The sequence below is a fragment of the Paenibacillus sp. Negev47 genome (genome assembly GCF_058313655.1).
This window is the reverse complement of record NZ_CM177754.1, coordinates 6,278,264-6,305,203: the sequence shown is the minus strand read 5'-3', so window position 1 is coordinate 6,305,203 and position 26,940 is coordinate 6,278,264. Positions and strand designations below refer to the sequence as shown.

Here is a 26,940-nt window from a genome sequence, read left to right as displayed (position 1 = left end):
TAAGCAGAATGGCTCTAATCTCGCTTTTACCTCATGAGTCTTTGGTCGTGAAGTTGGGGAACCCCATTCTGAATTAAAGGTTTTCAGATGAATATGTGGAATGAGTTAAAGACAGAATCATTGGCGAGGGAGGGACAATATGATGAGAACCGTATGTGTAACTGGTGCTGCTCGGGGGTTGGGACTCGCTCTGACAGCACAGATGCTGAAGAGAGGTTATCTCGTGTATGCGGCCGGTCTGGATGTGGAAGATTCCGAGGGGATTCGTGTGCTTGCAGAAGCATACCCTGACCATCTGCGGGCGATCGAACTGGATATTGCGGACGACCTGTCGGTAGCTCTGTTCACGGAGACATTGAAGCTGGGTACGAATCATCTGGATATGCTGATCAATAATGCGGCTATACTAGGAAGTATTACGGATCATATCCGCGGGCCGTTGAATATGGCGGAGATGGCTGAAGTATTTAATGTAAATACTCTTGGCACACTGCGTGTGACTCATTCCCTGTTGCCCCTTCTTCTTCAAGGGCAGACCAAGCTGATTGTTGATATCTCTTCCGAGGCTGGAAGTATGGAGCAATGCAGTCGGGATGGATGGTTTGCCTATTGCATGTCCAAAGCTGCTTTGAACATGCAGGCATGTCTTGTGCACAATGGTCTGAAGGATGAAGGCGGACAAGTGATGCTTGTGCATCCCGGTTGGGTACAGAGTTATATGCGGGGAGAATTGGATGCTTCTGCGGATCTCACGCCCGAGCAATCTGCACAGCATATCGCAGTACTTATCGACCGCCATGAGCAGTTTAAAGGAGATCAGCCCGCATATGTGGACTACAAGGGAGACACACTTCCCTGGTAGTGGTTTTATACAGTGAGGTGAACAAGAAAGGAGATTGATTGAATGGATCATCGTAAAAAAGCATTACTACTTGGCGATTATACGCATCCGGACTGGCACCCGCTTCAAGGTGTGGATGCAGAGATTAGCCGAATTTTCCATGATACTATGACTGTGCAGTGCAGTGAGAATCGGAATATGCTGCTGCAAGAAAATATAACCGGATTTGATGTATGTATCTCATACATGGACGATTGGAAGGGTAAAGTCTCTCCACAGCAGACAGCAGGTTTGTTGTCCTATGTAAGTAATGGAGGTGGACTGGTCATTATACATAACGGCATTTCGCTCCAAAATCGTTATGAACTCAAACAGATGATCGGTGCCAAGTTCCTGCATCATCCGGCTTATGCACCGCTTGAATTCACTGTAACGGCCGAAAGCCATCCAGTGACGGAGGGTATTTCGAATTTCACAATGGAAGAAGAACCTTATCAGTTTGAGTTTGGTTCTTTTGCCGAAACGAAGATATTGCTTGAATATCAATCCGAAGAAGGGCCGAAGCCTGCGGTTTGGGCACATCGATATGGGATTGGACGTATTGTTTATCTGATGCCAGGTCATCATGTGCCGTCTTTTGCACACGAAACGTACCGTAAATTACTCCTGCAAGCAGGTAAATGGGCTGCACGTTACGTCTGATCGGACGGACATCTTTGCATGCAGAGTATAAGGGGTATAATATAGAGATCAACGAAGAGGAGGATGACAAAAATGAGCGATTTGTTCAAAAAGGCGATCTCGTTAGGGCTTGGACTTACTGTCGTAAGCAAAGAAAAAATTGAGAAAACCGTGGATGATTTGGTCAAGCGCGGGGAACTTGCGCCCGGTGAATCCAAAGCTTTGGTTGAACGTCTGCTGGAACGGGGCGATGAAGAGCAGGGTCAGTTCAAGAGAATGATTCAGGAACAGGTCAAGCGAGTGCTTCAGGAAGCTGGTGTGGCATCCGAAAGTGATGTAACCAGTCTGGAACAGCGCGTTGCTGTCCTGGAGAAAAAACTTGCCGAACTGGGCCAATCAACACAGCTCCAACCTGATGAATCCCCGGCTCCACTTGAAGTTCCTCCTCCTCTCAAAGGAAACGAGATCGAGTAGATGGCAGTGCGAATCAAACATGTCGGCAGATACCGTGAAATTGCCATGGCGCTAGTGCGTCATGGCTTCGGTTATATGGTCGAGGAGCTGGGTTTGTTCCAGCTGCTGGCTCTGCCCAGACGGTGGATGTCGCGTGAAGCACACACCACCAAAACGCTGAGTGAACGCATCAGGCTTGTGCTGCAGGAGCTGGGGCCAGCTTTCGTCAAGCTGGGGCAACTCGCAAGTACAAGGGCAGATCTATTGCCTGAGTCTGTCATTCGTGAACTGGTGAAGTTGCAGGATCAGGTCCCGCCGTTCTCTTCCGAGACGGCACGGGGTATTTTGGAACAGGAATTGGATACACCGCTGGAGGAGATCTTTTCCCGGTTCGAGGATACCCCTGTAGCTGCGGCCAGCATTGGACAGGTGCATCTGGGCAAACTTCAAAGTGGTGAATCGGTAGCCATCAAGATTCAGCGGCCGGGTATATCGCGTATTGTGCAGCGTGACCTGGATATCTTGCGTGAACTGACAGCTATGGCAGAGAAGCGCTGGGACTGGGTGAAGCAATATCAGATTCCGCAAATGGTAGAAGAATACGCTCAGGCATTAATGGCCGAGCTGGATTATACGATCGAAGGCCGGAATACGGAAAAGATTGCACAGCAGCACCAACAGGACAACAAGGTCAAAATCCCGGCCATCTACTGGGATCAGACTTCGTCACGTGTGCTAACTATGGAGTATATCGAAGGCATTAAACTCAATGATCGTGAAGAACTGGTGAGACGTGGTCATGATCTGAATAACATTGCTGAGCGGTTGGTGGATTCATTATTGAATCAGATCTTTATTCAGGGATTCTTTCACGCTGACCCACATCCGGGCAACCTGATGGTATTGAAGGATGGTCGTCTTGCCTTTATAGACTTCGGCATGGTGGGCAGTCTGAGTGATGAGATGAAGCAACAGCTCGCTTCGCTTATTATTGGGTTAATGCGCAAAGATACGGACAGTATGATCCGGGCGATTGAGAAATTGGGCATGATGCCAGATGACATGGACCTGCGTGGGCTTCATGTGGATTTGGACAAGTTGCGTACCAAATATTACGATATTCCCTTTTCCAGGATCAGCGTGGGTCAGGCGCTGAATGATTTGTTCGGCGTAGCCCAGAGGCATCGGGTGGTGATGCCTGCCGATATTCTGCTGCTCGGTAAATCGTTGCTGACAATGGAAGGTGTAATCGAACATCTCGACCCTTCCCTGAGCATCGTAGATATGGCCGAGCCCTTTGGCCGGAAGTTGATCAAGGAACGTTTTAGCGCCGGAAGAATCAAGAATCGGTTGTTTCGCAGTGCGGCTGATATGGCCGAGAGTGTCATTGGTCTGCCAGGGCAGTTAAGACAGTTATCATCCATTATTAGTAAAGGCAAGCTGAGGCTGGAGATCAGTGTCCCTGAACTGGATGCACTCATGCGCAGAATGGACCAGATTAGTAATCGGCTGTCCTTCAGTATCGTATTACTCGCCTTCTGTATCATCATGGTGGGCTTGATTATCGGTTCGTCGATCAGTAACCAATCCACGATGCTGTGGGATATTCCGGTCATTGAGATTGGTTTCCTGGTGGCGATTCTGATGGTGGCTTTCCTGCTCTATTCGATATTCAAATCGGGAAGATTCTAGCATCAGCATGACATCACAAGAATACCCGTAAAGAGACTTTCTCCAAAGGATCTTAGCGGGTTATTTTTTGTGAATAGAGCATTGATGAGTAAATTATAGAAATATTAAGATAATAGGAGAAAAGGTTCTATTTTTTCGCCTTAACTGTATTAGTACATATTCGGTCCTGTGACTATAATAATAGGTCAGTACATTAACGGACCCGGTTTTTCTGAGAGGGGAAAACCTATTGGCATCAGGATCAGCTCCTGATGTCGCACGAGTAAGACAACTGAAGACAGTAATGGAACATCAGCGGTGCACACTGGAACGGCAAAGACGTAATTGCTCATGAACCCGCCAAGGTTATACCGATGGTTAATGATGCAATTCAGGCAAGAGCATAGGTGAATAATACGGAGAGGGATCCGTTGTTTTGTGCTGTCCTGGGTAGTTGGTTAGTGGTGACGGCTTCCGTTACTCTTCAGTAAGATTGTCCATTATGAGGAATACACGTAGGAGGAACGGCAAAGACATATGAATACGTTAAAACAACAATGGTTTGGCAACATTCGCGGAGACGTGCTGGCAGGCATTACGGTAGCGCTGGCGTTAATTCCGGAAGCCATTGCGTTCTCCATCATTGCGGGTGTCGATCCGATGGTCGGATTATACGCTTCGATTACGATTGCAATTGTGATCTCGATTGCAGGTGGAAGACCCGGTATGATCTCGGCAGCAACAGGAGCCATGGCGGTACTGATGGTTGGACTCGTCAAGGATTATGGGGTGGAATATCTTTTTGCAGCAACGATATTGACGGGAATTATTCAGTTTATTTTGGGTATTTTCAAGGTGGGGCGATTCATTACGTTTGTGCCTCATTCGGTATTGACCGGATTCGTGAACGCACTGGCTATACTAATCTTTATGGCGCAGTTAACCCATTTCACGGGAGCGAATTGGATCATGTATGCGATGGTGGCAGGTACCCTGGCGATCGTCTATATTTTGCCAAGGTTTTTCAAAGCCGCACCGGCTCCGCTGATTGCCATTATCGTAATGACGATCATTACGGCGATGTTAAATCTGGATGTGAAGACTGTCGGCGATATGGGGAACCTGACCAGTACATTGCCAATGTTCCACTTGCCTAATATTGCATGGACTTGGGACACGCTAATGATTTTGCTGCCCTATTCATTCACTCTGGCACTCGTCGGTTTGCTGGAATCTCTGCTGACCGCTACCATCGTGGATGAGATGACCGAGACCAAGAGCAGCAAGAACCGGGAAGTACGTGGTCAGGGAATTGCCAACTTCATTAACGGTTTGTTCGGTGGTATGGCGGGCTGTGCCATGATTGGGCAATCGGTGATTAATGTGAAGTCTGGCGGACGCGGAAGATTATCCACGTTTACCGCAGGTGCGTTTCTCGCGATTCTGTTGTTGCTGCTCAGCGGAGTGGTGAAACAGGTGCCGATGGGTGCGCTCGTTGGGGTAATGTTTATGGTGTGTATCGGAACATTCGACTGGAGTTCCATCAAAAATATTGCCCGTGTGCCTCGGGCGGAAGCCTTTGTCATGCTCGTGACGGTGGCAATTGTGGTCTATACCCACGATCTGTCGATCGGGGTCATGGTCGGCGTTGTGCTCAGTGTGCTGCATTTTGGCTGGAAACAGACCAAGATTCGCGTACAGGCCAGCCAGGAACAAGGGCACAAAGTATATCGGGTTCACGGACCGTTCTTCTTCGGTTCTTCGTCCCGGTTTGTGGATGAGTTCGATGCAGAAGCTGATCCGAAGGAGATCACGATTGATTTCGGAGGTTCGCATATTTGGGATAACACTGCGGTTGTGGCTATTGGCAAAGTGAAGTTCAAATACGCGAAGCTGGGCAAAACCGTGCACCTGCGTGGGTTGAACGAGGAAAGCTCTCGTATTCTTGAACGGAGTGGATTGGCCACAGCCGGAGGGCACGGTTCTTAACATGGTTGGAACGTAGTAAACAACGAATAAATAACATAAAAAGATAACTTTTAATCAGCGGCGCACCTTTTCCGGAAATCGGGGAGAGGGCGTCGCTGTTTTTTATTAAAGCCTGAGGCATGCTAGGTCATATCCACATCATCAGCAACCTGAAGGCAGATCTAGACTCTTATTACCCGACTTAAAGTCACTTGGTCGATAGAAGTTACGCTGATCTTGGAATTTTGTGCTACAAGTTAGGGTGTAACGCTGTATCCCCTTTTGTTTTGCTTGACTAACGTGTAAACTACAGGGTATGGAGAAGAAGAGCAACGAGTGGATTGCTTTTTAAAAAATTCATTTCATAATCATGATTGATATAAGGAAAGCTAGTCTTGATTGCAGATACTGAAGTCTTTATGAAATGGACTCATCTAAATGAATATACAGAGGTGTAACGATTGGCAAACTTTGAACAACTGGGCATTCGCCCGGAATGGTGCGAGATCCTGAAACATCAGGGCATCACCGTGCCGACTCCGGTACAGGAGCGTTCGATTCCGGTACTGCTGGGTGGACGCGATATTATCGCCGAGGCACAGACAGGCACAGGGAAAACGCTGGCATTTTTGCTGCCGATTATTCAGAAAATTAACGTATCCGACCGTTCGCCGCAAGCGCTGATTATCGCGCCTACGCGTGAGCTTGCGCTGCAAATTACGGAAGAAGCGAAGAAGCTCACGGCTAACGACGATAAACTGCATGTGCTTGCCGTATACGGCGGGCAGGATGTGGACAAGCAACTGCGTAAATTACAGAACGGTACCCAGATCGTTATTGGTACACCGGGGCGTCTCCTGGATCACCTCCGCCGTGGCACGTTGAAGCTTGATAATGTGAAGAAACTGGTGCTGGATGAAGCCGACCAAATGCTGCACATGGGCTTCCTGGACGATGTGGAGACGATTCTTAGTGAGCTTCCACACAAACGTCAGACCATGCTGTTCTCTGCAACGATGCCTAAGGGTATTCGCAACCTGGCGAAGACGTACATGAAAGATCCGGAAGATGTGAAGGTATCTTCCCAATCTGTTATTCCGATCAAACAGATTCGTCAGCAAGTTTTGGAGTGCACGGATCGCGGTAAGCTTGAAGCGCTTCGCGGCATGATTGATACGTATCGCCCATACTTGGCGATCATTTTCTGCCGGACTAAGCGTCGTGCATCCAAACTGAACGAAGATCTGCGTGAAGCAGGTTATGCAAGTGACGAACTTCATGGAGACCTGTCCCAATCCAAGCGTGAGAACGTAATGAAAGCGTTCCGCGATGCCAAACTGCAAGTCCTGGTTGCTACAGATGTAGCTGCACGTGGACTTGATGTAGAAGGCGTCACGCATGTATTTAACTACGATATGCCGCATGATGCGGAAAGTTATATCCACCGAATCGGTCGTACGGGCCGCGCAGGCGGTACGGGTCTTGCAGTAACGTTTGCAACAGAGCACGACAGACCAGAGCTTGCACGAATTGAACAAGGTATCGACCAGAAGCTTTCACGCATCCAGTGGACGAGTGAAGGTCCAATTGCTTCGACTGGAGCAGCTAGACGTTCCATCAACAGTCAAGGGGATGACGAACGTTCAGGCGGACGCTCTTCCGGAACTGGTAGTGCCCGTCGCGGTGCAGGCCGTAACGATCGCAGAGATGGCGGACGTGGTGGCCGTGGTTCCCGCGGCGGCGAAGGCGGTCGCAGTGAAGGTGGACGCAGTGGTGGGCGTAGCGGTGGCCGCAGTGGCGACGAACGCAGTGCAGGACGTGGTTCCGCGCGCACCAGCGACAGCAGTCGCGGCGCAGCAGGTCAAGGTGGACGCGGTGCAGGTCGCAGTGGCGACGAGCGCAGCGCAGGTCGTGGTTCCGCGCGCAGCAGCGACAGTAGTCGCGGTGCGGCGGGCCAAGGCGGACGTGGTACAGGTAGCAGCGGCTGGGCTGGCCGTAGCGCCGACAAGCGCAGCTCCGGGCGCAGCAGTGAAGGCTCTCGCCGTCCGGAATCCGCAGGACGCGGGCCGGCGAAGGGTGACCGTCGCGATTCTCGTCGCGGACGGTAAAGCACTCGGTGCAAGCGGCGATGCAGCCGCAATTGCACCGCATCATGCCATGCCACAGAGATTGGCACGGCGGATAGCATGAGAGGGTTCCGGTACAGATGTACCGAACCCTCAGATCAAGGGTCGCGACGGAAGCATGTCGCGGCCCTTTTTTCACCAGAATTGAATATGGTTACTGCTTATTGCTCATTGCTCTGCCACAAACTTCAAAACACCTCATCCTAGACCTAAGGATGGGGTGTTTTTGGATCAATTCTTATATCATTAGAATCATAACATTCGATACCTGTTGCCGATGTGCATGCAGGGGTGGTTGAAATTCCATTCGTCTATATACACGGAGTGAGTTTGCACTAAACTACGTTTTTCATTCCCAATAGATCATTGCTACACGTGAACGTCTGCGTACTGATCCCGATATTTCTCGTTATACACCCGGCCCACCGACTCTGCCAGTCCCCCTCGTGCCTTGCTTGGATAGCGTTCAATCGTGTGATACAGCCGCATGAACCGATCCTTGGGCATAAAGCGGGCGTAGCGGGTAATAAGACTAGGGAATAACTCAATATATTTGCTCTTGCGCACAGCAGCAGCAGCTACGGCTGTAAGTATCTGAATTCCGTTGTGGAGCTGTAAAATGTTCACTTCATAGGTAGCGATATAACGAATCGCATCTTCACGAATTAATTCCGGCTTAAGTCGTGCAATCTCACCGATATATTCAGCCAGTAGCCGCTCGAAGCTGCCTAGCAGCAAGGGCTTGAGCTGCAGATCCATATCACTACGCAGGACAAAGGATTGTAACAATGCAACCTGTTGCAGTCGAACTCGGTCGTTGTAGACAAGTGAGCCGATCTCGCGGAGCATCTCATAGGCCAATGCTTCATCCTGCTTTCGGGCTTCGGCGACCAGAGCCCAATTACGGTTGATACCCTGTCGGATGATTTCCTCATCCTGTTGCAATGTGCGCTTCAACTCGCGCTGCTGTTCTACCTCGAACGAACGGCTCTGTATGAAGATCAGTAAGGCCAGAAGCAGCAGGGAAACGCTGGCTGCCGCCATGGTCTGATCTATGGTCTCACCGAAATAGGTGGCAGCTGCACCGAACAATATCGTAATGAACAAGTCGCGTGCAATTCGGCGTTTCACACGGGAAGTCGCCTTCGCCTGAACGGAATTCAGGGTACCCCGGCCACAGGCCGTGCACTCCTCTTCCCACAGGCAGGTATACTGTCCACAACGGGTGCAGACTTGCAACTTTTCATAGGCATAGGTCGTTCGTTGAAATGGTCTTATGGATACAACTAGTTTAGTACTCATGCTCAATCACGCTCACCATTCAGAATAGTGTATAGGGTACGATCCGTGTCTTCGCGGGAGACCGGTTTCCGCCGATGAAGCTGGAGTGCAATTACCTTTATCATGACAAAAAGAAACAATATGGCGAGGCATCCGTATGTAACCATAATCCGTTCCCTTCTATGGCTTGGTAAACAAGCGCTGTTATATTGCAGTTTGCTGGCAATAACTATATCATATTTCCATAGTTGGTACTTTTGTGCCAGTTACAGGCGTGAAATCGTCGATTTTTGTCAGTCATTACAAAACTGTAACTCAAGATAGGGGTGCTTTTCAGAATTTATTAGTAGACTGTTAAGATTTCCTTAAGGCTTGACGCCTATAATAAACTATTCCCATTTTAATCTCAAACGTGAAGGAGTACACCCAATGCTGCGGACACGCAAAATACGCTGGCTCAGCGGAACGATGGTTCTGCTGGCAATTCTAACGCTACTGCTACCTCAGGCGTTGCTGCCACAAGCTGCAGCGGCTCAGGCACAGACGAGCGGAATCGATGCGGTACTTGTAGCCGATGTAAGTAACTCGATGAATACAAGTGACCGTGACAAGATCAGTAATGAAGCCATGAAAATGTTTATTGATATGCTGCCAGTCCAAGGGGACAAGGTAGGGATTGTTGCTTATACCGATCAGGTGGAGCGAGAAAAGGCTATGCTGGAGATTCAGTCCGATACGGACAAGAGCAGCCTGAAGGATTTTATTGATCAGCTCGGCCGAGGCCCATATACCGATGTCTCCGTTGGTGTCGCTGAAGCCGTAAACATACTGAGTCATGGTGCAGACCCATCCCATTCGCCGATGATCGTGCTGCTGGCTGATGGCAACAATGACTTTAACAAAACCAAAGGCCGTACACAGGCACAATCCGACGCTGATCTGGCGAAAGCCGTGAAGGAAGCACAGGATCAGGGTATTCCGGTGTATACGATTGGACTGAACGCGGATGGCAAGCTGAACAAGGATGCACTCGCAGATCTGGCACAACAGACCGGAGGCAAGTCATTCATTACCGATACGCCGGATGATCTGCCGCAGATTCTGAGTGAGATCTTCGCCGATCATGCCAAACTGAATGTTGTTAAGCTGCCCTCTGTAACGGGAAACGGCAGTTATCAGGAAGTTACCGTGAACGTACCGAACGACAGTGTATTGGAAGCAAATATTTCGATCATGTCCTCGAAGCCGGTGGAAGTGCAATTGACGGATCCTTCCGGACAAGCCGTGGATCTGAACTCGGATGCAGCCAAGCTCTCGACTTCGAAGAGCTATTCGCTCGTGAAGCTGTTGCAACCCCAAGAAGGAGACTGGAAACTTCGGGTAAAAGGGGCTCCGAAAGACAGCATCGATATCAACCTGTTGTTCAACTATGATCTTCAGCTTGTTGTGGACCCAATTAAGACCAAGTCCTATACCAAAGGGGACAAGGTTGATCTAGCCGCCAAACTGGAGAATGGCGGTCAGCCGCTTCAGGATAATGACCTGTATACGGATATGAAGGCCACGCTGGTTGTGAACGATGTGGATACAGGCAAAAGTGAGGAACAACCGCTGGAAAACACAGGTTCTGGTTTCACCGGGACGTTTGAAGTACCGGACAACCATAACTATGAATTAGTCATTCGTGCAGAAGAAGACAGCTTCTACCGTGAAAGTGCGCCCATCACGATCAACGCGAGCGGAGCAGCCGGAAGCGGAACTCAACCGACAACATCAGGCGGTGAACAGGATAAGCCGTTTCCTTGGTTACCTGTCATCCTGGGTTTTATAGCCCTGATAGTGGTAGGTGTTGGAGCCTGGTTCCTGATGGGCTGGCTGAAACGCAAAAACCGGGGATTTGTAGGTCAGATGGTTGTGGAGATTCGTGATGAGAACACGGGAGACAAGTCCTACCCACAATATAAAAAGCTGGTATCCTTCCGGGGCAGGTTCCATCTGCATCAGTTGTTGCAACTGGACCCTGAGCTGAAGGAAACCGAAAAATATGTATTTACGCCCAGCAATGGGGATCGAATTATAATCCGTAACACCGCAGGCGGTACGCTGGAGAAATCCGGTCGTGCAGTCGATGCAAGCTCAGGCGTTGAACTGAAGAACGGTGACCGACTGAGCATCCCGCTGCAACAGGCGGACAAAACGATATTGATCGAGTACCTGGTCTAAAAATGTATGCCAATAGAAGTTGGTACTAACCGTTTACACGAGAACGCAGAGGACAGAAAAAAGCTGGAGAAGCGAAGCGTTCGCCTTTATCCCCAGATTTTCACCTTTGAAAAAGAGAATCGAAAAATCTGGGGATAACAGCGATCGGAAGGTTGTTCTGTCATCGGAGTGGCAAGTGTAATTATGTTGTAGTTCCGACTGCGTTAATCTAAGGAGGACATGGAATGAAACCGATTGTTAGAGAACATATTCAGCAACTGGATGTATCACTTGGCGGAGGTATTGTCAGTGAGAAAATCAGAGTCGATACGATTGATAACCCCATTCTGATTATCGGTCTGGGAGGAACGGGAATTGATGCGCTGCTGCGCCTCAAATATCAGATTAACCGTCGTTTCAAGCTACCACAGGACCCCGTATCCAAGAAGAAAATGGACAAGCCGGACAATGTGGAGTTTCTGGCTTTTGAGACGAACGAACAGGATCGTGCCAAAAAGTATAAAGGGATCGGACTCGATCCGATCAATGAATTCGTTCTGCTGTCTAATGCCGAGATTGGCGGACTTCTTCAGAACCGTAGCGTGCTGGAGCCATATATTACAGACTGGCTGTCTCCGGAACTGAGCATCACGGATGGCATGAACGGCGCAGCAGGGGTGCGTCAGGCTGGGCGTCTGCTCCTGTTCACGAAGATTAATCAGGTCGTGCAGGCCATCGACAAAAAGATCAAAACCTTATCTGTAGGCACCAACAAAAAACTGATGGTGTTCCTGCTGACAGGTCTGTCCGGCGGTACAGGTAGCGGCTGCTTCCTCGATATTTCTTATATCGTACGCGGCATTATCGAACGTGATCACGGCTCTGCGGGGATTGATCGCGTGAATACGCTGGGCTACCTGTTCACACCAGACGTGAACCTGTCCAACAAAAGCTTGAGCGAACACACTCGCGAATACATTCGCAAGAACGGATATGCTGCGCTCAAAGAGCTGGATTACTGGATGAACGTGGATAGCCGCGGTGAGCGGTTTACACAGAAGTACGGCAATATTTTAACCGTCAACTCACCACTGCCGCCATTTAACCTGTGTCATCTGATCTCTGCGACGAATACCGAAGGCAAATTGCTGGAGAACGCCTACGATTATTGCATGAACGTCACGGCCGAGAACATTACCAACTTCATGGCAAGTGAGGAGAAGCAGTCTGGCGAGGAGTTCGCGATCCATGACTATATCAGCAACATTCGCACCAACATTGCACAGATGAACAAGGTGTACCCAGCCAACTATGATTACAACATCATCGGTGCTTCTTCGGCTGTACTGCCGATCGAAGAGATGACCACGTATCTGGCGTATCGGATGTTCGACAAAATGAACACCATGTTCTCCAAAGCACCGAACCAGGAGGACACGGAGAAGTTTGCCCGCAAGCTGGGCATTGATCTCGAAAGTGTGGTCAAGTCCTTTGAAGCACGCGTGCCTGAGCCGCTGCCAGGGTATCAGAACAGCGAACGTCTGTCCTATGGCAACGTGGTGAAATCTCAGGTTGTGAATATGGACACCGAACTGGAGCAGAACTTCCTGGCTCGTGCTCGTGAAGAATATATCAAGGCGAAGAAACAGCTGCCTGGCGAGATAGCGGGGCAGTTCACCGAACAGATCCGGCGTATGTTTTTGCATCCCGAACAAGGTCCGTTCTATGTCTCTCGTCTAATTTATACGGAAAAAGGCTTCTGTGTACTTAAGATGATTCAGTCCTACATCGAAACCCTGCGTGAGAATGCCTTCCGCATTCCGCGTGATATTGAAGCAGCTCAGGAGCAATCCGAGGAGAAGCTGGGCGATGCGAAGAGTGCTTTTGTCTCCAAAGAGAAGAAAAAGAATGCTTATATTGAAGCAAAGATTCATGAGTACTGGCTGCACGCCGACGTGGAACGCAATGATCAGATGATCGAGTTCTATGAGGATCTGTATGAGTTGCTGAACCAGGAAAACAGCCGCATTTATAACGTATTTACCGAAACGCTGAACGCGCTTAGCTCGATATTCGCCAAGAATGGTGATCTGCTGACACGCGGCGAAGAACAAGCTGATCACAAAGGCAACAAGACATATTACTGGAACGTGGTAAGTGTACCGGATATCGTCAGTGTGGTGGATGGACTGTTGGATAAGCGCGATACGGATGATCTGATCCGTGACTTCTCCCGTGAATTGCTGGAAAACTCCAGCCAGTGGGTGAAGGAGAATGAGATTGATATCGTCAGTTCCATCTCCGACTTCCTGAGTGAGAAGTTTGGTGATCTGATTACCCGTTCCATGGAAGATTTCCTGGTGATCAAATACGGTCAGGATGAGTCGGTCGAGAAGTTCGTGGAACGTTTCATTGCGGGCAAGCTGGATGATGAGGCCGTTCCAGTGTTCAATCTGAGCAACAGTACAGGCAGTCTGCATTTCCCTTCATGGGGATTTGTATCGGTACCGGCACAGGCGCCGGGCATTCTGAAAGGGATTCGCAATTATCAGAACAATGCGGTAGGCAAATCTCATTTTACTGTTAAGGAAAGTGAAGTGCGTAACCGGATATTCTGGCTGAACACCCGCAACGGGGTACCGCTCTTTGTGTATACACCGCTCAAGGTATATGAGGAAAGCTATGAACGTACCATTTTGGACAAAGAAGGCATTGGTCGACACTTGGTACAAACGGAGAAAAACAACTGGACCTATCTACCGTCTCCGATTCCGGAAAAATCATGGGGAGATGTGTACGAGAACGCCCGCGTGAAGCAGTATAACGCTCGTGTGCGTAACGAATTCGAGGAGGCGCTTGGATACAACATTGTGACAGCCAAATCCATTGATGAGAATACAAGTAACCGGTACGCGATTGTGACAACAGAAGCGTTTGATTTGTCTGCCAAACTGGGAGCCTACGACATGCGTCTCACGTCCACCACGCCGAACCTCGGCGAAGTGAAGCGGGCGGTGATCGAGCTGAAACGTCTGCAATCCGAAGGGTTGCCGCGTGTAGGAGTTAAGGATATTTTCGGCAGTATTAATGAAGATATGGCCAAAGAAAACCTGGTACGCTCCCCGCAGCTGATCGCGCGCGTACGTGAGGAACTGGCGAAGATGAATGCCATCTCGGCCAAAGTCGCCGAACTCGAAGGCATTCTTGCCCAGTACCAGGACGAAGAGCAGTGGTATGATCGCTTCATCGAAGCGATATATACCGACACCATCGTCAAAAAAGGTGCGCTCTACGTCTATGACCGTGATCCGGAAGAAGACGCATGGGAGCCATTCGCGAACCTGATGAAGAGCCGTAACTTTGCCGAGTATGAAGTGTTTGGCAACTTCCGCGGCCTGGCGGAAAAAGACCGCAGTACACTGCTGCGTAAAGCCTCCCGTCGGGATAATGATCTGACGGCTTCAGAAGATATCACCCCATTGCTGACGAAGTTGGATGATCTGGCTGCGCTGTTCATGGAATCACGTGATCGTCTGGAGTATGAACGAGTAGAACTGGCTAACGGAGAAGACATCTATCAGTTCTACAGAACGATGTCGTCGAAGCTGAACGACATTCGCAGAAGGCTGAAGTAAGATGGCGGCCGGGATGGAGTTGGGCTCGAACAATACCCTGAAGCGTGATCTGGAGAAGTACGCGGTACAGTACGCAACAGAGCAGGAGCGCCAAGGCAGCCTGGGTGATGGACGCAGCAGCATCCATTACCCGGCCTTGTTTCTGTTCGTGGGTGATCAAGTTGCACCTGCCGTGTCTGCCGTGAGGGAGATTAACCGGTTGAAATGGGATAATGGAGACGGTGTGGTCTACGTTCAGATTGGGACAGAAGATCAGGAAGCAGATCCGGGTGAAACGAGGAATGATGGCTCATCCGGTGACGACGGACAGGTAACTCTGCACCGCTTGCCACTGTCCACTGGGCAGAAGGAGCGACCGTCCAAAACACGGCGTAAGGATGTGCACCGCAATTTCCATGAATCGGATCAGGCGCTCTACGATCTGAATCGTACGCTTCGGCGGGTCAGTAACCGAATTGCCGAATATGGACGGTTATACTCGTCATTTGATCGGATTTACGTTACGGTGGTAACCAGAGCGGATGATCCGCTGAATGTTTTGTTGCCAGAGCTCACCAAGCTGACGGAGACCATTTTGTCTCAAGCCTTCAAGTCGGTGCAGACGGATCTGCATGTATTGGTCAGTGAGATGGAACAGGTTGATTCCTTCGGGTATGCCAGCGCAGCAGGTCTTGCATTTCTGCGTGAACTGGATTATATGCAATCCTTGGATTACACGTTCAGCGGTAAACTGCTGGTGACGGAGGATGGGATCTCCATTCCGGTTACACATCCCGCGTCTCCTTTATTCGATCTCGTCTATATATTGTCGGACAAAAATGAGCGTGGAACTGGCGTCCCCGGTGGTTGGATCGAGAATGCCGAGATCATCTGCCGAATCTGCCTGCTGAAGAACCGGAAGCAGGATACGGATCACTCCGGTACCGTTTCAAGCACCGGAGCGAACACGTACAACAATACATCCTTTAAAAACAATATTCGTACCACCTCTGATCAGCATGGTTATGCAAGTGCGGGTTTTGCCGAGATCAGGCGGCCCAACAAACCGATTGCGCTGACGGTGTTATATCACCTGTATCGGTATCTGCTCGCACGTATGCGGCAGGAGCCGGATTGGAGCATCAAGGACAAACTCGCTTTCTTCGGACTGGATGCGGCCTCGGTGGAACGCAAAGTCGAAGGTCTGCTGCCCGATGAAGATCTGGTTAGTGGCATGAGCGGCATCATGACGCATAACGTTGGTTTCTCTGAGCTGAAGCCGCTCTCCCTACGTGAAGCGGAGAGAGCGTTGTTCGGACAAGGAGCCGAGTCATACTTCCGCGACAACGTAGTACGACTCGTGGAGGAACGTGTGTGCGAGCGCAGCTCTAGCGGTTCCCTGCGCCGTCAGGCCGAACAATCCCGAGTGCAGCATCCTGAGGTTGGCTATTTCCAATGGGCAGCCTGGAGTGGCAGTGAGCCTGGCAGTGTACGTGAGGCACTGCTCGGACTGATTCGGGATAAATCGATGCAGCTTGAATCCGCACGTGCTCTGCTGGAGCAACGTCAGCAAGAGCGTGTGGAAGATCAGTCGTTCAAACGAGCGTTGTTCCGTGATAAGCAGAATGTACGCAATCTGATTGACTGCATGTTGGAGCGGGTGTATGTACCGAAGGTGGAATTACTGCGACTGGAAAATGAATTACATCTGCTGCGTATCTACGATACGGAGATGGAAGAGCTTCACCATTTCAGTCGCCATGTCACAGCAGAACTCGAAGCGCTGGAACGCACACTGCGAGAGACAGCTGCCCAAAGTATCGCTGCTGCGGATGAATACATCGGTCAGAACGTGATGGAGTACTACGGCAAAGTGACGGAAGAGCTAATCACCGATCTGGAAACCAAGCGCGGACGGGATGTATGGTTTGAGGACCGTTACATGGGAGACATGAACCGGCTCGCAACGGAAGGCGATGACCGTTTACTGAAACGTCTTATGGAGGTATGTCACTCGTTGCTACTTACGGCCGAGCCGCTGCAATTGCCATTTGAAGAAGAGCTGTTGCAACGGGCCAATGTAACGATTGCTTACGGAGACAAAGACGTATTAACCCGGGATGATCTGTTCCGCAGGTTGTATCACACGCTGGAGGATCAGGCCGTCGTTCGGGTGCGGGTCTTCGACTATACACAGGAACATCGGTATGAAGAAAAATATTTCTTTGGTGACCACCATAGTGCTTTCATGGACTACGCGGCGCATGCCGAAGAGACGTCACGCATCTACAAGCTGGGTGTGGTGTACGAAGAACGCAGCAGTGGTGTGGAGAAGCTGAATCTGATGGGAGGTTTCCATCTGGAGGATCTCATGGTGTATCGGAACGGAAAGGTATATTATGACTCCTATACGGAGAATGGCTATGAACTTCACCCCGCAGGTCTGGTGGAGAAGTTGTCGCCCATGCGTTAAGACGCCGAGGGTGTCATGACACTCTGCTACAATCTTGTATTAACTCAGCCTGCTTAGGGCTGGTATGGAAAGGATGCATGTAGACATGCAGCGAAAAATCAATGTTCTCCTGGTCCTATTCAGCCTGATTGGCGGGGCAGTGGGCTTTGCGGCAGGAGAAATCATGCTGCGTCAATGGCTTGGAGAGATGCCGCGTCTGTTGCTGATGGGATTATACTTCGGCGTACTGGCGCTGAGCGTTGGATTGTTCTGTTTGATCGCAGAGATGATCTCACCCAAGCTGAATGGTGCTTCATGGAAGCTCCGGTATCTGGGACTGTCGTGGAAATTGCTTGTTCCGGCAACACTGGCTCTGTTGTTTGTTGCTGGACTCGCCCTGCAATTGTTGTACCAGATCAATCCGGGCGGTGTGAAGCAAGTGAAAGACATCGTATTGATGATTGACAACTCGGGCAGCATGAGCGAGACAGATCCGGATAACGGACGCTTTGAAGCAGCCAAGACTCTGATCAGCCAAATGGAGAGCGATAAACAGGTAGCTGTCATTACATTTGATGACCAACCGCAGTTGTTGCAGCCGTTTATTGCGCTGGATAGTGAAACGGCCAAGAATGAGGTTTATAGCAAAATCGATGGCATTGTCACGACTTCGGGCGGCACCAATTTTGATGCCGTGCTGCGGGAAGGCATGGAACAGATTCAGGGCAAACTGGACCCGAAACGCGGTACCGTCGTCATCTTGTTATCCGATGGCTTCAGTGAAGCGGATACGGCCGATATTTTGTCCCAATATAACAACGAACAGATTACCATTAATACAGTCGGCCTCAGTCTGGTGGACCCATCAGGAACGGATTTGCTGCGTAATATTGCCCAGCAAACGGGTGGCATGTACTATGATGTACCGGATTCCGGTGGTCTGAATCTGGCATTCCAGCAGATCTACGATACGATTGATGAACGGACGCTGGTAACGGAGCGTACAGGCATGATGGAACAGAGCGTTTATCTGGCGATTTTCCGTGTAGCAGTAGTGTTACTAATTGGCGTGGCGCTGGGTGTGTCACTCGGACTCGTGTTTGATAACCGTCATCTCGCGCTCAGCTTCGGCATTGGTGGTGCTGTGTCGGGTCTACTGGCAGGGCTTCTGCTGGAATGGGGCCTGGACGGTTCGAACGTGGGTGATACATTTGTACGGCTCGGTGCGGTGCTCATCCTGTCTGGCGTACTGACCCTCTTCTCCTGGATTGTTCCGATCAAGGAGAACACGCCGCGGAAGAGCAGGGGTCGTCGTGAAGCTGGTGGCGGAACATCTTCAGCAGAAGGGTTTGGTCAGAGAGCAAGAGATACACGCAGCAAAGGATTCTAACGTCGGGAGGTCAATGGAAATGCGGTTTACGGATGCAGACCCTTCGACACCCTTGATTCGGAAACTGACACTTGCGGTGGACGAAGGACGTTGTACACTTCGCTGGCTCTGGCCGGAACGGGTAGAAGCTGTATATGTGGAACGGCTGGAGCTGGATATGATGAGCGATGATCGTACCGGTGAAGAGCCTGCACAGGGCAAGCTGAAGCTGTACACGAGAGAGGAATATAAGGCGAGCAATGGTTACACGGATCGGATCACGGGTTTTGGTGCCATCAAGTACACGGTCTATGTGTGTCAGATGGAGGACGACGGGCCCGTGCTGATTCGTCAACGAGACGAGGACAACATGGTGATTGCAAGCGCAGGGAAGGCGGATATTCGCTTTTCCATTCGCTACAAGAGCGGTTTTTTTCAGAAACGAAAAAGTGTCTTGATCACCGTAACAGCGGAAGTACCTGTTCCAAAGGAAGCACTCTGTTATGTTCGCAAGCAGGGCGGGGTTCCGTTGAATAAGGAAGATGGTACGGTGTATCCTTTTGTGAGTGATTTTGCTCCCGGAAGAAATGAGATGCCGCCCGTTGAAGTTGCCAAGGATGATTATGTGCGGTTATTCTTCACGGACGGACCGAAATATGGAGCCGCCTATAGGCTTATATCAGACTAGATAGTTGGACTAGCGATTGGAAGGTTACTCTGTCATCGTAGTGCAAGTGTAAATTGTCTTAGTCTGAACTGATCAGGGGAGGGGAGTGGCTATGAGCTTTTTTAGTCGGTTTTTGAAGAGACAACAGCCGGAGGAACGTCCGCTGTTTTACGATATTGTATGCCCTTATTGTTTCAGCAAATTTTCACCAGAAGAGGTGGTGTTCCGCGCCGCCCATCACCGCGATGATGATGAGGACTACGCACTCGGGGAAGATGCGAAGTTGAATCGGTACCGTGAAAGGTTCGGACTCGATACGGTATTTGATATGGAGGCTGTATTGGCTCCACATGATGTACCGGAGGAACATCGCATTTATTCAGATAACATCGTGATGGGCCTGAACGATCGGTATGGTGTCGTTACGCGCCGCCGGTTGTGTCCGCAGTGTCATAACGAGCTTCCTGTTACGGCGGGTAAAGCACCGAGCAATATCATATCCATCATTGGTGCATCCCAGGTGGGGAAATCCGTCTACATGACTTCATTAATTCATACATTGCAGCATTATACGGCAGATCATTTTGACGCGGCTTGCATGCCATTGAATGCGGAGATCAGCCGCCGGTTCCGTGCGGATTATGAAGAACCGTTGTTTGAACGTGGCGATCTGCTGGATTCCACGCAGAAGGAGAAGTTACAGGAGCCGTTTATCTTCCAGTTTGTGTTCAAGGACGAAGATAAAGCACCGCTGACGCTGGTGTTCTTTGACGTCGCAGGTGAAGGTATGGTGGAGCAGGATTATCTCGGACTTCACGGGCAGCACATCAAGAACTCGGCAGGTATTCTGTTCATGGTGGACCCGCTTCAGATTCGTTCGATTCGGGACAAAATCCGTATTAATCTCGGCAATGAGCCGGGAGAGTGGACACCACGATACGATGAGCCACGTGACGTGGTGCTTACGATGTTCGGAGATTTTATCGCGTATCAGGACAAAGCCAAGACCAATATTCCAACAGCCGTTGTGCTCACGAAAAGCGACATGCTGCATTCCCTCAAGGATGAAGAGGGGGATTATATCAAATCCAACAGTAATGTCTTCCGCAACATGGTGCACCGCGATTGGTTCGACTTAACCGAGTTCGAGAATATCGACGGGGAGATCCGGCGTTTTATCGAGAAGGTGGATCGTCCGTTCAAGGGCACGATGGATGTGTACTTCAAGGATACAGCCTATTTCGCAGTATCTGCGCTGGGCAGCAATCCGGTGGATATGAAGTTGCAGGGTGTGGTTAGCCCGATCCGCGTGGATGAACCCTTCCTGTGGCTGTTGTACAAGCTGAAGTACATTGAGGGGAGAGTGGGATGATGCGTTCTTCCGTAACCCCGCCCATTGAACAACAGTTGTATACCCGAGAGCGGCGCGGGGTGTTTCGCACAACAGAGGGGTTCGATACGGTTGCGGCATCGCCGGGACTGGACCCTTCTTTTATCAAAAAAGTGCTTCACCCCTACTGTGTCTATGACGCTCCAGCGGAGCTGACAGGCCGTAGCGAGAAGGACGAGACGAAGTTTCCGGCGTCCATTCACCTGCTTCATCTGGAGAGTGGAGAGACGATCCTTGGGCAAAATGTGTACCAAGCTGCGGATTTCACCGGGCTGCGCAGTGCCTTTTTCGCTCATAATTACGTCTTGTCTCCCGAACGTTCGGAAGAGCAGATGAAGCAAGGCGGCTGGCTGGATGCCGTGTTCGCCACGTCCTATGACATCGAACAAGGCACAGTACTGCCTGCGCTTGCTGAATTGCCCATATCGTCGGGTAGTGGTCCTGATTCGTCGCCAAGTCAGATCCTGAGTGCGTTGAAAATGAACGAAGTGCTGTTTAAGCGCTTGCTCTACGCGGTGATGCAATCCGTAGCGACACGCAGAAAAGTATATATTGCACTTGACCTTCCCGCAGAGGAAGTGACCGCCGGAGCGAAGGGATTGCTGCGTTTGCTGTACACGGCGTTACCCTATGCATTCCGTCGTCAGCTTGGTTTCATGACGTTTGCCAAGGAGCCGCAGGCCAAGAAGGGAATTCACATCCAGTTTGTAGAGCGGGGTACACTGCGTCCAAAAGACCGGAATACGGAGAAGGATTTCACTTTTGATCTGGTATCCGGCAGAGTTACGCATGCAGATGCATCTGTGGCGAAACTGCCTTATGCCGAATTCGCCTGGTACTTGTTGCAGGAACCTGCTGCTGCGGATGCGTTTTATACGTTTGCTGATGAGATGCTGTCCGGTATGGAGCCTGGACGGGAACTTTCCATTGAAGCATATGGGGAACTATCGGTGTTCTATGGTCTTGAACAAGGCATGGAAGACCTGTATCTGGATAACAAAAGCCACGTCCTGAGTGGTTTGTTAACCTATCTGAAGCCGGAAGGTGGGCCCCAGCAACGTTCACGTCTGAACGAGCTGTTCCTGACCCTGCTTAGCCGCGAACTGGACAGTGTGAAGCGCGAGAATGTACCCGAAGAAGCCGTTGCTGCTCGCATTGGAGAATATTTCAGTGTTGCTGCGCCCGTGGTGCAATCCCGGATTGTGGACTATTTCATCTACGGTGTAAATAATGCCCGTGCCCAGAAGCGTATGCGCGCTGTGCAAGAATTGTATGCTGTGCTGGATCGGGATCCGCAGCTGAATCGGGCTTTCTTTGATAAAGTGCTGTCCAATGAATCGCTCACCAAGTTATTGTTCGAGCCTTATCTGGACAATCAGTTGAAACGCACGGAATCCGCAGCAAACGTCGTGGAAGTGATCCGAAGTTGGGTTACAGCTCATCCATCTGCGATTCACTACAACTACTTGCTGGAGCGGACAGCCAGTGAGCTGCGTGAACGATTATGTTCTGCGCCTAATCCGGTTCAGTCTGCTAATGAAGCCCTCCAGCGAGTTAGTGTGCTCGACCGGGTATCCGTGGAAGATACCTATGATAAGGGCATTACGGCACGAATAGGCCAATCTAAAGCTACAGTCCGCCCTAATCGAAAAGGGGGATCTTCGTCTGCCAGTCAAGATCCGGCATATCAGGAAGAGTTAACCCGCCTTGCAGACAAGCTGGCCTATGTCATTAACCTGTTTATGATTCAAGATCTGGATCTGGAACGGGTTAATCGTGAACAGCTGTTAAGCATTGATATTTTGCAGCATGGCGATGAGGTTCGGGACTGGGCGGCACGCCAAGGTTCCGATGTATCCGCTCGAACGAACATGATGCTGGCTGCAAGAGCATGGCTTAGTGGCGAGGGGAATGATGAAGAGCAATTGGAGACACTTTCCCTGGCGGAGCGCAATGAACTTCAGCGCTGGACACGTCGCTGGCTTGCCGGAGAGCTGCAGGCTCACCCGGGAGTAGCGGCCTATGAAGCTTTGCCAATGGCCTTTTATCGAGGAGGAAGCGGCAGCAACCGGTTGGATTATCCTGGCCTAATTGAATTTGTTCGTAGCCATGCAGATCGAGCTCAAGGGTTGTATCCATTCTTCGAATGGACAGGGAGTCAACGGATGTTTGTCCGGGGTTCCAATGCACATAAAGGATATGCGGATGCCCTTGTGGCCTATTTCAAGTCCCATGACCGTGAAGCTTTCAAGTCGAAGTCGGCTTTCAAATCATATTATGCGAGAGCAAACAAGGCGATGAAGCCGGCCTATGACCGTGCCAAGACCGAATTGTCCTCTCCGCTGGTCCGGATGCTAACGGGTAAAAGGAAGAATCTGTTCGGATTAATCCTCTTGATCCTGGTTCTGGGTATAGCTGGCGGTACATATGCATGGATGAATGATTCTGTGGAGCCGCCAGGGGCATCTCCTCCTACCACCCAGGAACCTGTCATTCCGGCTGAACCTGAGGTACAGCTCGCGGAACAGATTGCTTATATGGTTCCTGCGAGTGAACAAGAGGGTACGGAAGCAGCTGCTCAATTGGTCATCCGTTTCAGGAATGATACGGGAAGTGATGAGTTTGAGCAAGGTTCACTCCAATTGATGATGAACGATGGCAGCACGCAGGATTTTGATTCAACAGGCAAGTGGGAGAGCTTTAATCGGAATGAAGAACCGGATTCCCAAGATGCCTCCGATGGGGGTTCAGGAAGTGCTTCCGAAGGAAGTGCGGATGGGTCTTCAACGGGAAATGCGGGGAACACAGAGCAGACGGAGGATGGCGATCAGCAGGCAGATCCGTCAACGTCAGGTAATGCCACTTCAGATCCTGCTACCGATGCAACAACGGGTACAGATACGACATCGCCTGACACATCTGTATCCAATGAACAGGATGCGACGACTTCTTCACAGATGTCTATTGGAGAGGCAGATCGTCTCTATCCGTATGGATTGCAGATCGATCTGCCAGCTGATATGGATGCCGAGAGCATTGTCAGTGTGAAGAGTACGCAGGGCAGTATGACGGTGATCCAATTGATGCCGCAGCCGAAACTGTAAGTTACCAAATAATGAAAAATGATCTTCATACCATAGTGAACGAGAGTGTGTAGATGACCTTGAACTTTAGATTTCAAGGTCGTCTTTTTTTATTTTATATTGCGGATGAATATATTGAACTAACATTTACACAAAAACGGAGAGGACAGAAATAACCTGAAGAAGTGAAACGTTCGCCTAAAAGCTTTCTAAAAGAAAGCTACATCGGAAGCATATGCTATCCCCGGATTTACCCTTTAAAAAAGGATCAAAAAATCTGGGGATAACAGCGATCAGAAGGTTGTTCTGTCATCGGAGTGGCCAGTGTAACTATCCTTTAGTTCAATTTATACAGCCATTGCATGAAAATAAATTGTTCATTCACAAATCGGACACAAAGTTTGTGATTCAAGAGTGCGAGAGATAAGCAGAATGGATGAAATGCGCGTGATGAATGAGAAAAGCTCTCATATGTATTCGGGAAGAAGATCTGCAATTTGCTTCAGAAAGACGGAATAAAGCAAGAAAAGAGCAGAGAATTTGGTTTTTTATGTTGACAAATGATAATGATTATCAGTATCTTTAGTGTAGAAGATATTTGCGCCGGAAATACACTTAATTACAATTTCGTTGTCGTTGTCTATAGCCGGATTACATAACCGGGATAAATGAGAGAGGGATGATCGCATGTTTCGTCTGGAGACGACCAAGCTGGATATCGCTTATGAGGAAAGACTAATTGTAGAGGATCTGAATATTCAGATTCCCCAAGGAAAAATTACAGCACTTGTTGGAGCCAATGGTTCAGGGAAGTCAACCATCCTGAAAACGATGGCACGTATTATGGCTCCAAAAGCAGGTAATGTATTGCTCGACGGGAAGTCCATCCATAAGCAGTCCACGCGTGAAGTTGCCAAGCAACTTGCGATTTTGCCACAGAACCCGACAGCCCCTGAAGGACTTACGGTTACTGAACTGGTATCCTACGGACGTTTTCCTTATCAAAAAGGATTTGGTTCCATGCGTTCTGAAGATAAACGCATGATTGAATGGGCTATCGAAGTGACAGCCATGACTGAATTCCATGATCGTCCGATTGATCAACTGTCCGGTGGACAGCGTCAACGTGCCTGGATCGCCATGGCACTTGCCCAAGAAACCGACATCCTTTTCCTGGACGAGCCGACTACGTTCCTGGATATGGCTCATCAGCTCGAAGTATTGCAATTACTGGAGCAGCTGAATGCCACAGCCAATCGTACCATTGTTATGGTTGTACATGACTTGAATCATGCTTCCCGCTATGCACATCACATGATTGGTATCAAAAAAGGTAAAGCCATCGCTCATGGCTCACCTGTGGAAGTTATGAACTCGGATGTGCTTCGTGAAGTATTTAACATTGAAGCAGATATCGTGATTGACCCGCGTTCCGGTGTACCGCTTTGCTTGCCTTACGCTCTTGCAGGGGAACGCCAGCAACCAGCAAAGCCAGACCAGATGGTCATGAACAGCGCGATGGTTCATGCAGGAGGACGGGCAGAACAACGCGTTCAAGCGACAGGAAGTTAACGACATGGGCCATACGTGGTCCTTACACTATAGAATGAAGCCGCTGTGCGTAATGCACGCGGCTCATTCGCATTCATGGGAGGTTTGCAACCGATGGGAGCAATTAACTACACGTGGTTAGAGCAATATGGACGTATAACGACCGGTCCGGTTCACGAACCGGTTTTTGGCATGCCTTTGACATTGTTAAGACATCTGGAGAATGCAAAGCTTATGCTCGAAGCCTATAATGAGCATCTGCGTGCGGATTCTCTTCGCTCTGCTGCTGTATACTTCATGCACTCCGTTCGCGGTCTGCTGCTCGGTATTCATTACATGACGTCCATGTGTGATACGTCGCTAGACATCTCCCTGGAGAATATCCAACTGCAATTGGAGGTCCAGGAAGGGCGCCCCGTAATCCATTTTCAACTTATAGATGTAACCGAGCATGCCCATCCTGATTCAGTCAACAATGGTGTTGGAGATGTATCTCCTTGGCGGAATGAGTTGCTCACAGCCTATTACGGCGAACAACTAGGTCCCATGATTGAAGGCGTGGCGCTCGCCGGGGAAGCGAACACTGGTCAGATGTGGGCACAGCTCGCATCCATCCTGAGATGGTTCAAGACGACCGTAGTGAAGATGGACATTACAGAATCAGAACGAGAAGCAGTGATTCAGGGGTAAGAGTATGTCATCGCCATGCCACCGGAAACTCTGGGGTTACGCAAGAACTTGCTGTCATTCAAACCGGTCGAGATTGCTAATCCCCATCAACCTGAAGAGAGCATGCTGATGAAGCCGACATGCTGTCTGCACTATCAAGTGTATGGCGGGCAAAACTACTGTTACAGCTGTCCCAAACTAACCAAGGCAGAGCGGCAAGAGCGGTATGATGCCATTGTGGCTGCCAAGTCAGGCTAAAGTAACCCGGAGCATTGGTATGGATAGACCGGAATTTGGTAATCGCATCGGATCAGGTCTATAATAATAGGACAGGCTGTAGGTTCATTGGATCTCAACGTGCTCGCAACAGCCCAAACCAACATATGTCATGGGAGGAATCAGTCATGTCCGTATATTCATATCAGGCGGTAACCACCGCGAACCAGGAAGTCTCACTGGATCTGTATCAAGGTAAGGTATTGGTCATTGCCAATACAGCCAGCAAGTGTGGACTGACCCCGCAATACGGCGAATTGCAAAAGCTCTACGATCGTTATCGCGATCAAGGCTTGGTTGTACTGGGGTTCCCTTGTAACCAGTTTGGAGGGCAAGAGCCAGGTACAAGTGAGGAAGCCGAATCATTTTGCCAGATTAACTATGGTGTGAATTTCCCGGTGTTTGCCAAGGTAGATGTGAATGGTGAGGAAGCACATCCTTTGTTCCAATACCTTAAAGAGCAACAACCCGGCGCAGGTGAAACAAGCGACATCCAATGGAACTTCACCAAGTTCCTTGTTAACCGTGAAGGTGAAGTGGTTGGTCGTGTTGAACCGAAAGAATCCCCGGAAGCCATGAGCGCAGAAATCGAGAAATTGCTCGGTTAAACCATGGTTGTAGAGAAGCCTATCCTTGCTTATGCGAG

19 protein-coding genes are annotated in these 26,940 nt (G+C 49.9%); 17 read left to right on the top strand and 2 right to left on the bottom strand.

Annotated elements, in window-relative coordinates:
• Window positions 1-139 precede the first annotated feature (139 nt).
• The 6 genes from AC4G47_RS28265 to AC4G47_RS28240 all read left to right on the top strand — a co-directional run bounded on the left by AC4G47_RS28265 (window position 140) and on the right by AC4G47_RS28240 (window position 7,722).
• The gene (locus AC4G47_RS28265) at window positions 140-862 is read left to right on the top strand and encodes an SDR family oxidoreductase (protein ID WP_336762643.1); all 723 of its coding nucleotides are present in this window, start codon (window positions 140-142) and stop codon (window positions 860-862) included.
• A gap of 42 nt (window positions 863-904) precedes the next feature.
• On the top strand, window positions 905-1,543 hold the full coding sequence (locus tag AC4G47_RS28260) for a ThuA domain-containing protein (protein WP_145324581.1): 639 nt from the start codon (window positions 905-907) through the stop codon (window positions 1,541-1,543).
• Window positions 1,544-1,615: 72 nt separating this feature from the next.
• On the top strand, window positions 1,616-1,996 hold the full coding sequence (locus AC4G47_RS28255; RefSeq protein WP_458124404.1) for a phasin family protein: 381 nt from the start codon (window positions 1,616-1,618) through the stop codon (window positions 1,994-1,996).
• Window positions 1,997-3,667 (top strand): ABC1 kinase family protein, encoded by a 1,671-nt coding sequence (locus AC4G47_RS28250; RefSeq protein ID WP_491103830.1) that lies wholly within the window; start codon window positions 1,997-1,999, stop codon window positions 3,665-3,667. It abuts the gene before it with no gap.
• 516 nt (window positions 3,668-4,183) lie between these two features.
• The gene (locus AC4G47_RS28245) at window positions 4,184-5,635 is read left to right on the top strand and encodes a SulP family inorganic anion transporter (protein ID WP_491103829.1); all 1,452 of its coding nucleotides are present in this window, start codon (window positions 4,184-4,186) and stop codon (window positions 5,633-5,635) included.
• Between the two features lie 440 nt (window positions 5,636-6,075).
• The gene (locus AC4G47_RS28240) at window positions 6,076-7,722 is read left to right on the top strand and encodes a DEAD/DEAH box helicase (RefSeq protein ID WP_491103827.1); all 1,647 of its coding nucleotides are present in this window, start codon (window positions 6,076-6,078) and stop codon (window positions 7,720-7,722) included.
• 387 nt (window positions 7,723-8,109) lie between these two features.
• Here AC4G47_RS28240 and AC4G47_RS28235 read toward each other — a convergent pair whose 3' ends face one another.
• Both AC4G47_RS28235 and AC4G47_RS28230 read right to left on the bottom strand, forming a co-directional pair.
• Window positions 8,110-9,042 carry a hypothetical protein gene (locus AC4G47_RS28235; protein WP_491103826.1) on the bottom strand — a complete coding sequence of 311 codons (933 nt, stop codon included), beginning with the start codon at window positions 9,040-9,042 and terminating at the stop codon, window positions 8,110-8,112.
• 2 nt (window positions 9,043-9,044) lie between these two features.
• Complete coding sequence (locus tag AC4G47_RS28230; RefSeq protein ID WP_307415805.1) at window positions 9,045-9,188, bottom strand: hypothetical protein; 144 nt, start codon at window positions 9,186-9,188, stop codon at window positions 9,045-9,047.
• 262 nt (window positions 9,189-9,450) lie between these two features.
• Between AC4G47_RS28230 and AC4G47_RS28225 the strand changes: the two genes are divergently transcribed.
• From AC4G47_RS28225 to AC4G47_RS28175, 11 genes are all read left to right on the top strand, one after another.
• The gene (locus tag AC4G47_RS28225) at window positions 9,451-11,244 is read left to right on the top strand and encodes a vWA domain-containing protein (protein WP_491103825.1); all 1,794 of its coding nucleotides are present in this window, start codon (window positions 9,451-9,453) and stop codon (window positions 11,242-11,244) included.
• 224 nt (window positions 11,245-11,468) lie between these two features.
• Entirely contained in the window at window positions 11,469-14,858 is a 3,390-nt protein-coding gene (locus tag AC4G47_RS28220) for a tubulin-like doman-containing protein (protein WP_491103823.1), read from the top strand.
• Between the two features lies 1 nt (window position 14,859).
• Window positions 14,860-17,310 (top strand): transcription initiation factor TFIID, encoded by a 2,451-nt coding sequence (locus tag AC4G47_RS28215; RefSeq protein ID WP_491103822.1) that lies wholly within the window; start codon window positions 14,860-14,862, stop codon window positions 17,308-17,310.
• An 85-nt stretch (window positions 17,311-17,395) separates the two neighbouring features.
• The gene (locus tag AC4G47_RS28210; RefSeq protein ID WP_491103821.1) at window positions 17,396-18,679 is read left to right on the top strand and encodes a vWA domain-containing protein; all 1,284 of its coding nucleotides are present in this window, start codon (window positions 17,396-17,398) and stop codon (window positions 18,677-18,679) included.
• A 19-nt stretch (window positions 18,680-18,698) separates the two neighbouring features.
• Window positions 18,699-19,346, top strand: coding sequence for a beta-mannanase (locus tag AC4G47_RS28205; protein ID WP_491103819.1), 648 nt, complete (start codon window positions 18,699-18,701; stop codon window positions 19,344-19,346).
• A 91-nt stretch (window positions 19,347-19,437) separates the two neighbouring features.
• Window positions 19,438-20,697 carry a TRAFAC clade GTPase domain-containing protein gene (locus tag AC4G47_RS28200; RefSeq protein ID WP_024632789.1) on the top strand — a complete coding sequence of 420 codons (1,260 nt, stop codon included), beginning with the start codon at window positions 19,438-19,440 and terminating at the stop codon, window positions 20,695-20,697.
• The gene (locus AC4G47_RS28195; RefSeq protein ID WP_491103818.1) at window positions 20,694-23,819 is read left to right on the top strand and encodes a GAP1-N2 domain-containing protein; all 3,126 of its coding nucleotides are present in this window, start codon (window positions 20,694-20,696) and stop codon (window positions 23,817-23,819) included. Before AC4G47_RS28200 ends, AC4G47_RS28195 begins: the two co-directional genes overlap by 4 nt.
• Before the next feature lie 666 nt (window positions 23,820-24,485).
• Window positions 24,486-25,370, top strand: a complete 885-nt coding sequence (locus AC4G47_RS28190) for an ABC transporter ATP-binding protein (RefSeq protein WP_491103817.1) — start codon at window positions 24,486-24,488, stop codon at window positions 25,368-25,370.
• Between the two features lie 93 nt (window positions 25,371-25,463).
• Complete coding sequence (locus AC4G47_RS28185; protein ID WP_491103816.1) at window positions 25,464-26,039, top strand: hypothetical protein; 576 nt, start codon at window positions 25,464-25,466, stop codon at window positions 26,037-26,039.
• 15 nt (window positions 26,040-26,054) lie between these two features.
• On the top strand, window positions 26,055-26,276 hold the full coding sequence (locus tag AC4G47_RS28180) for a (2Fe-2S)-binding protein (RefSeq protein ID WP_491103815.1): 222 nt from the start codon (window positions 26,055-26,057) through the stop codon (window positions 26,274-26,276).
• Between the two features lie 146 nt (window positions 26,277-26,422).
• On the top strand, window positions 26,423-26,902 hold the full coding sequence (locus tag AC4G47_RS28175; protein ID WP_336762611.1) for a glutathione peroxidase: 480 nt from the start codon (window positions 26,423-26,425) through the stop codon (window positions 26,900-26,902).
• The last annotated feature ends 38 nt before the right edge of the window (window positions 26,903-26,940 follow it).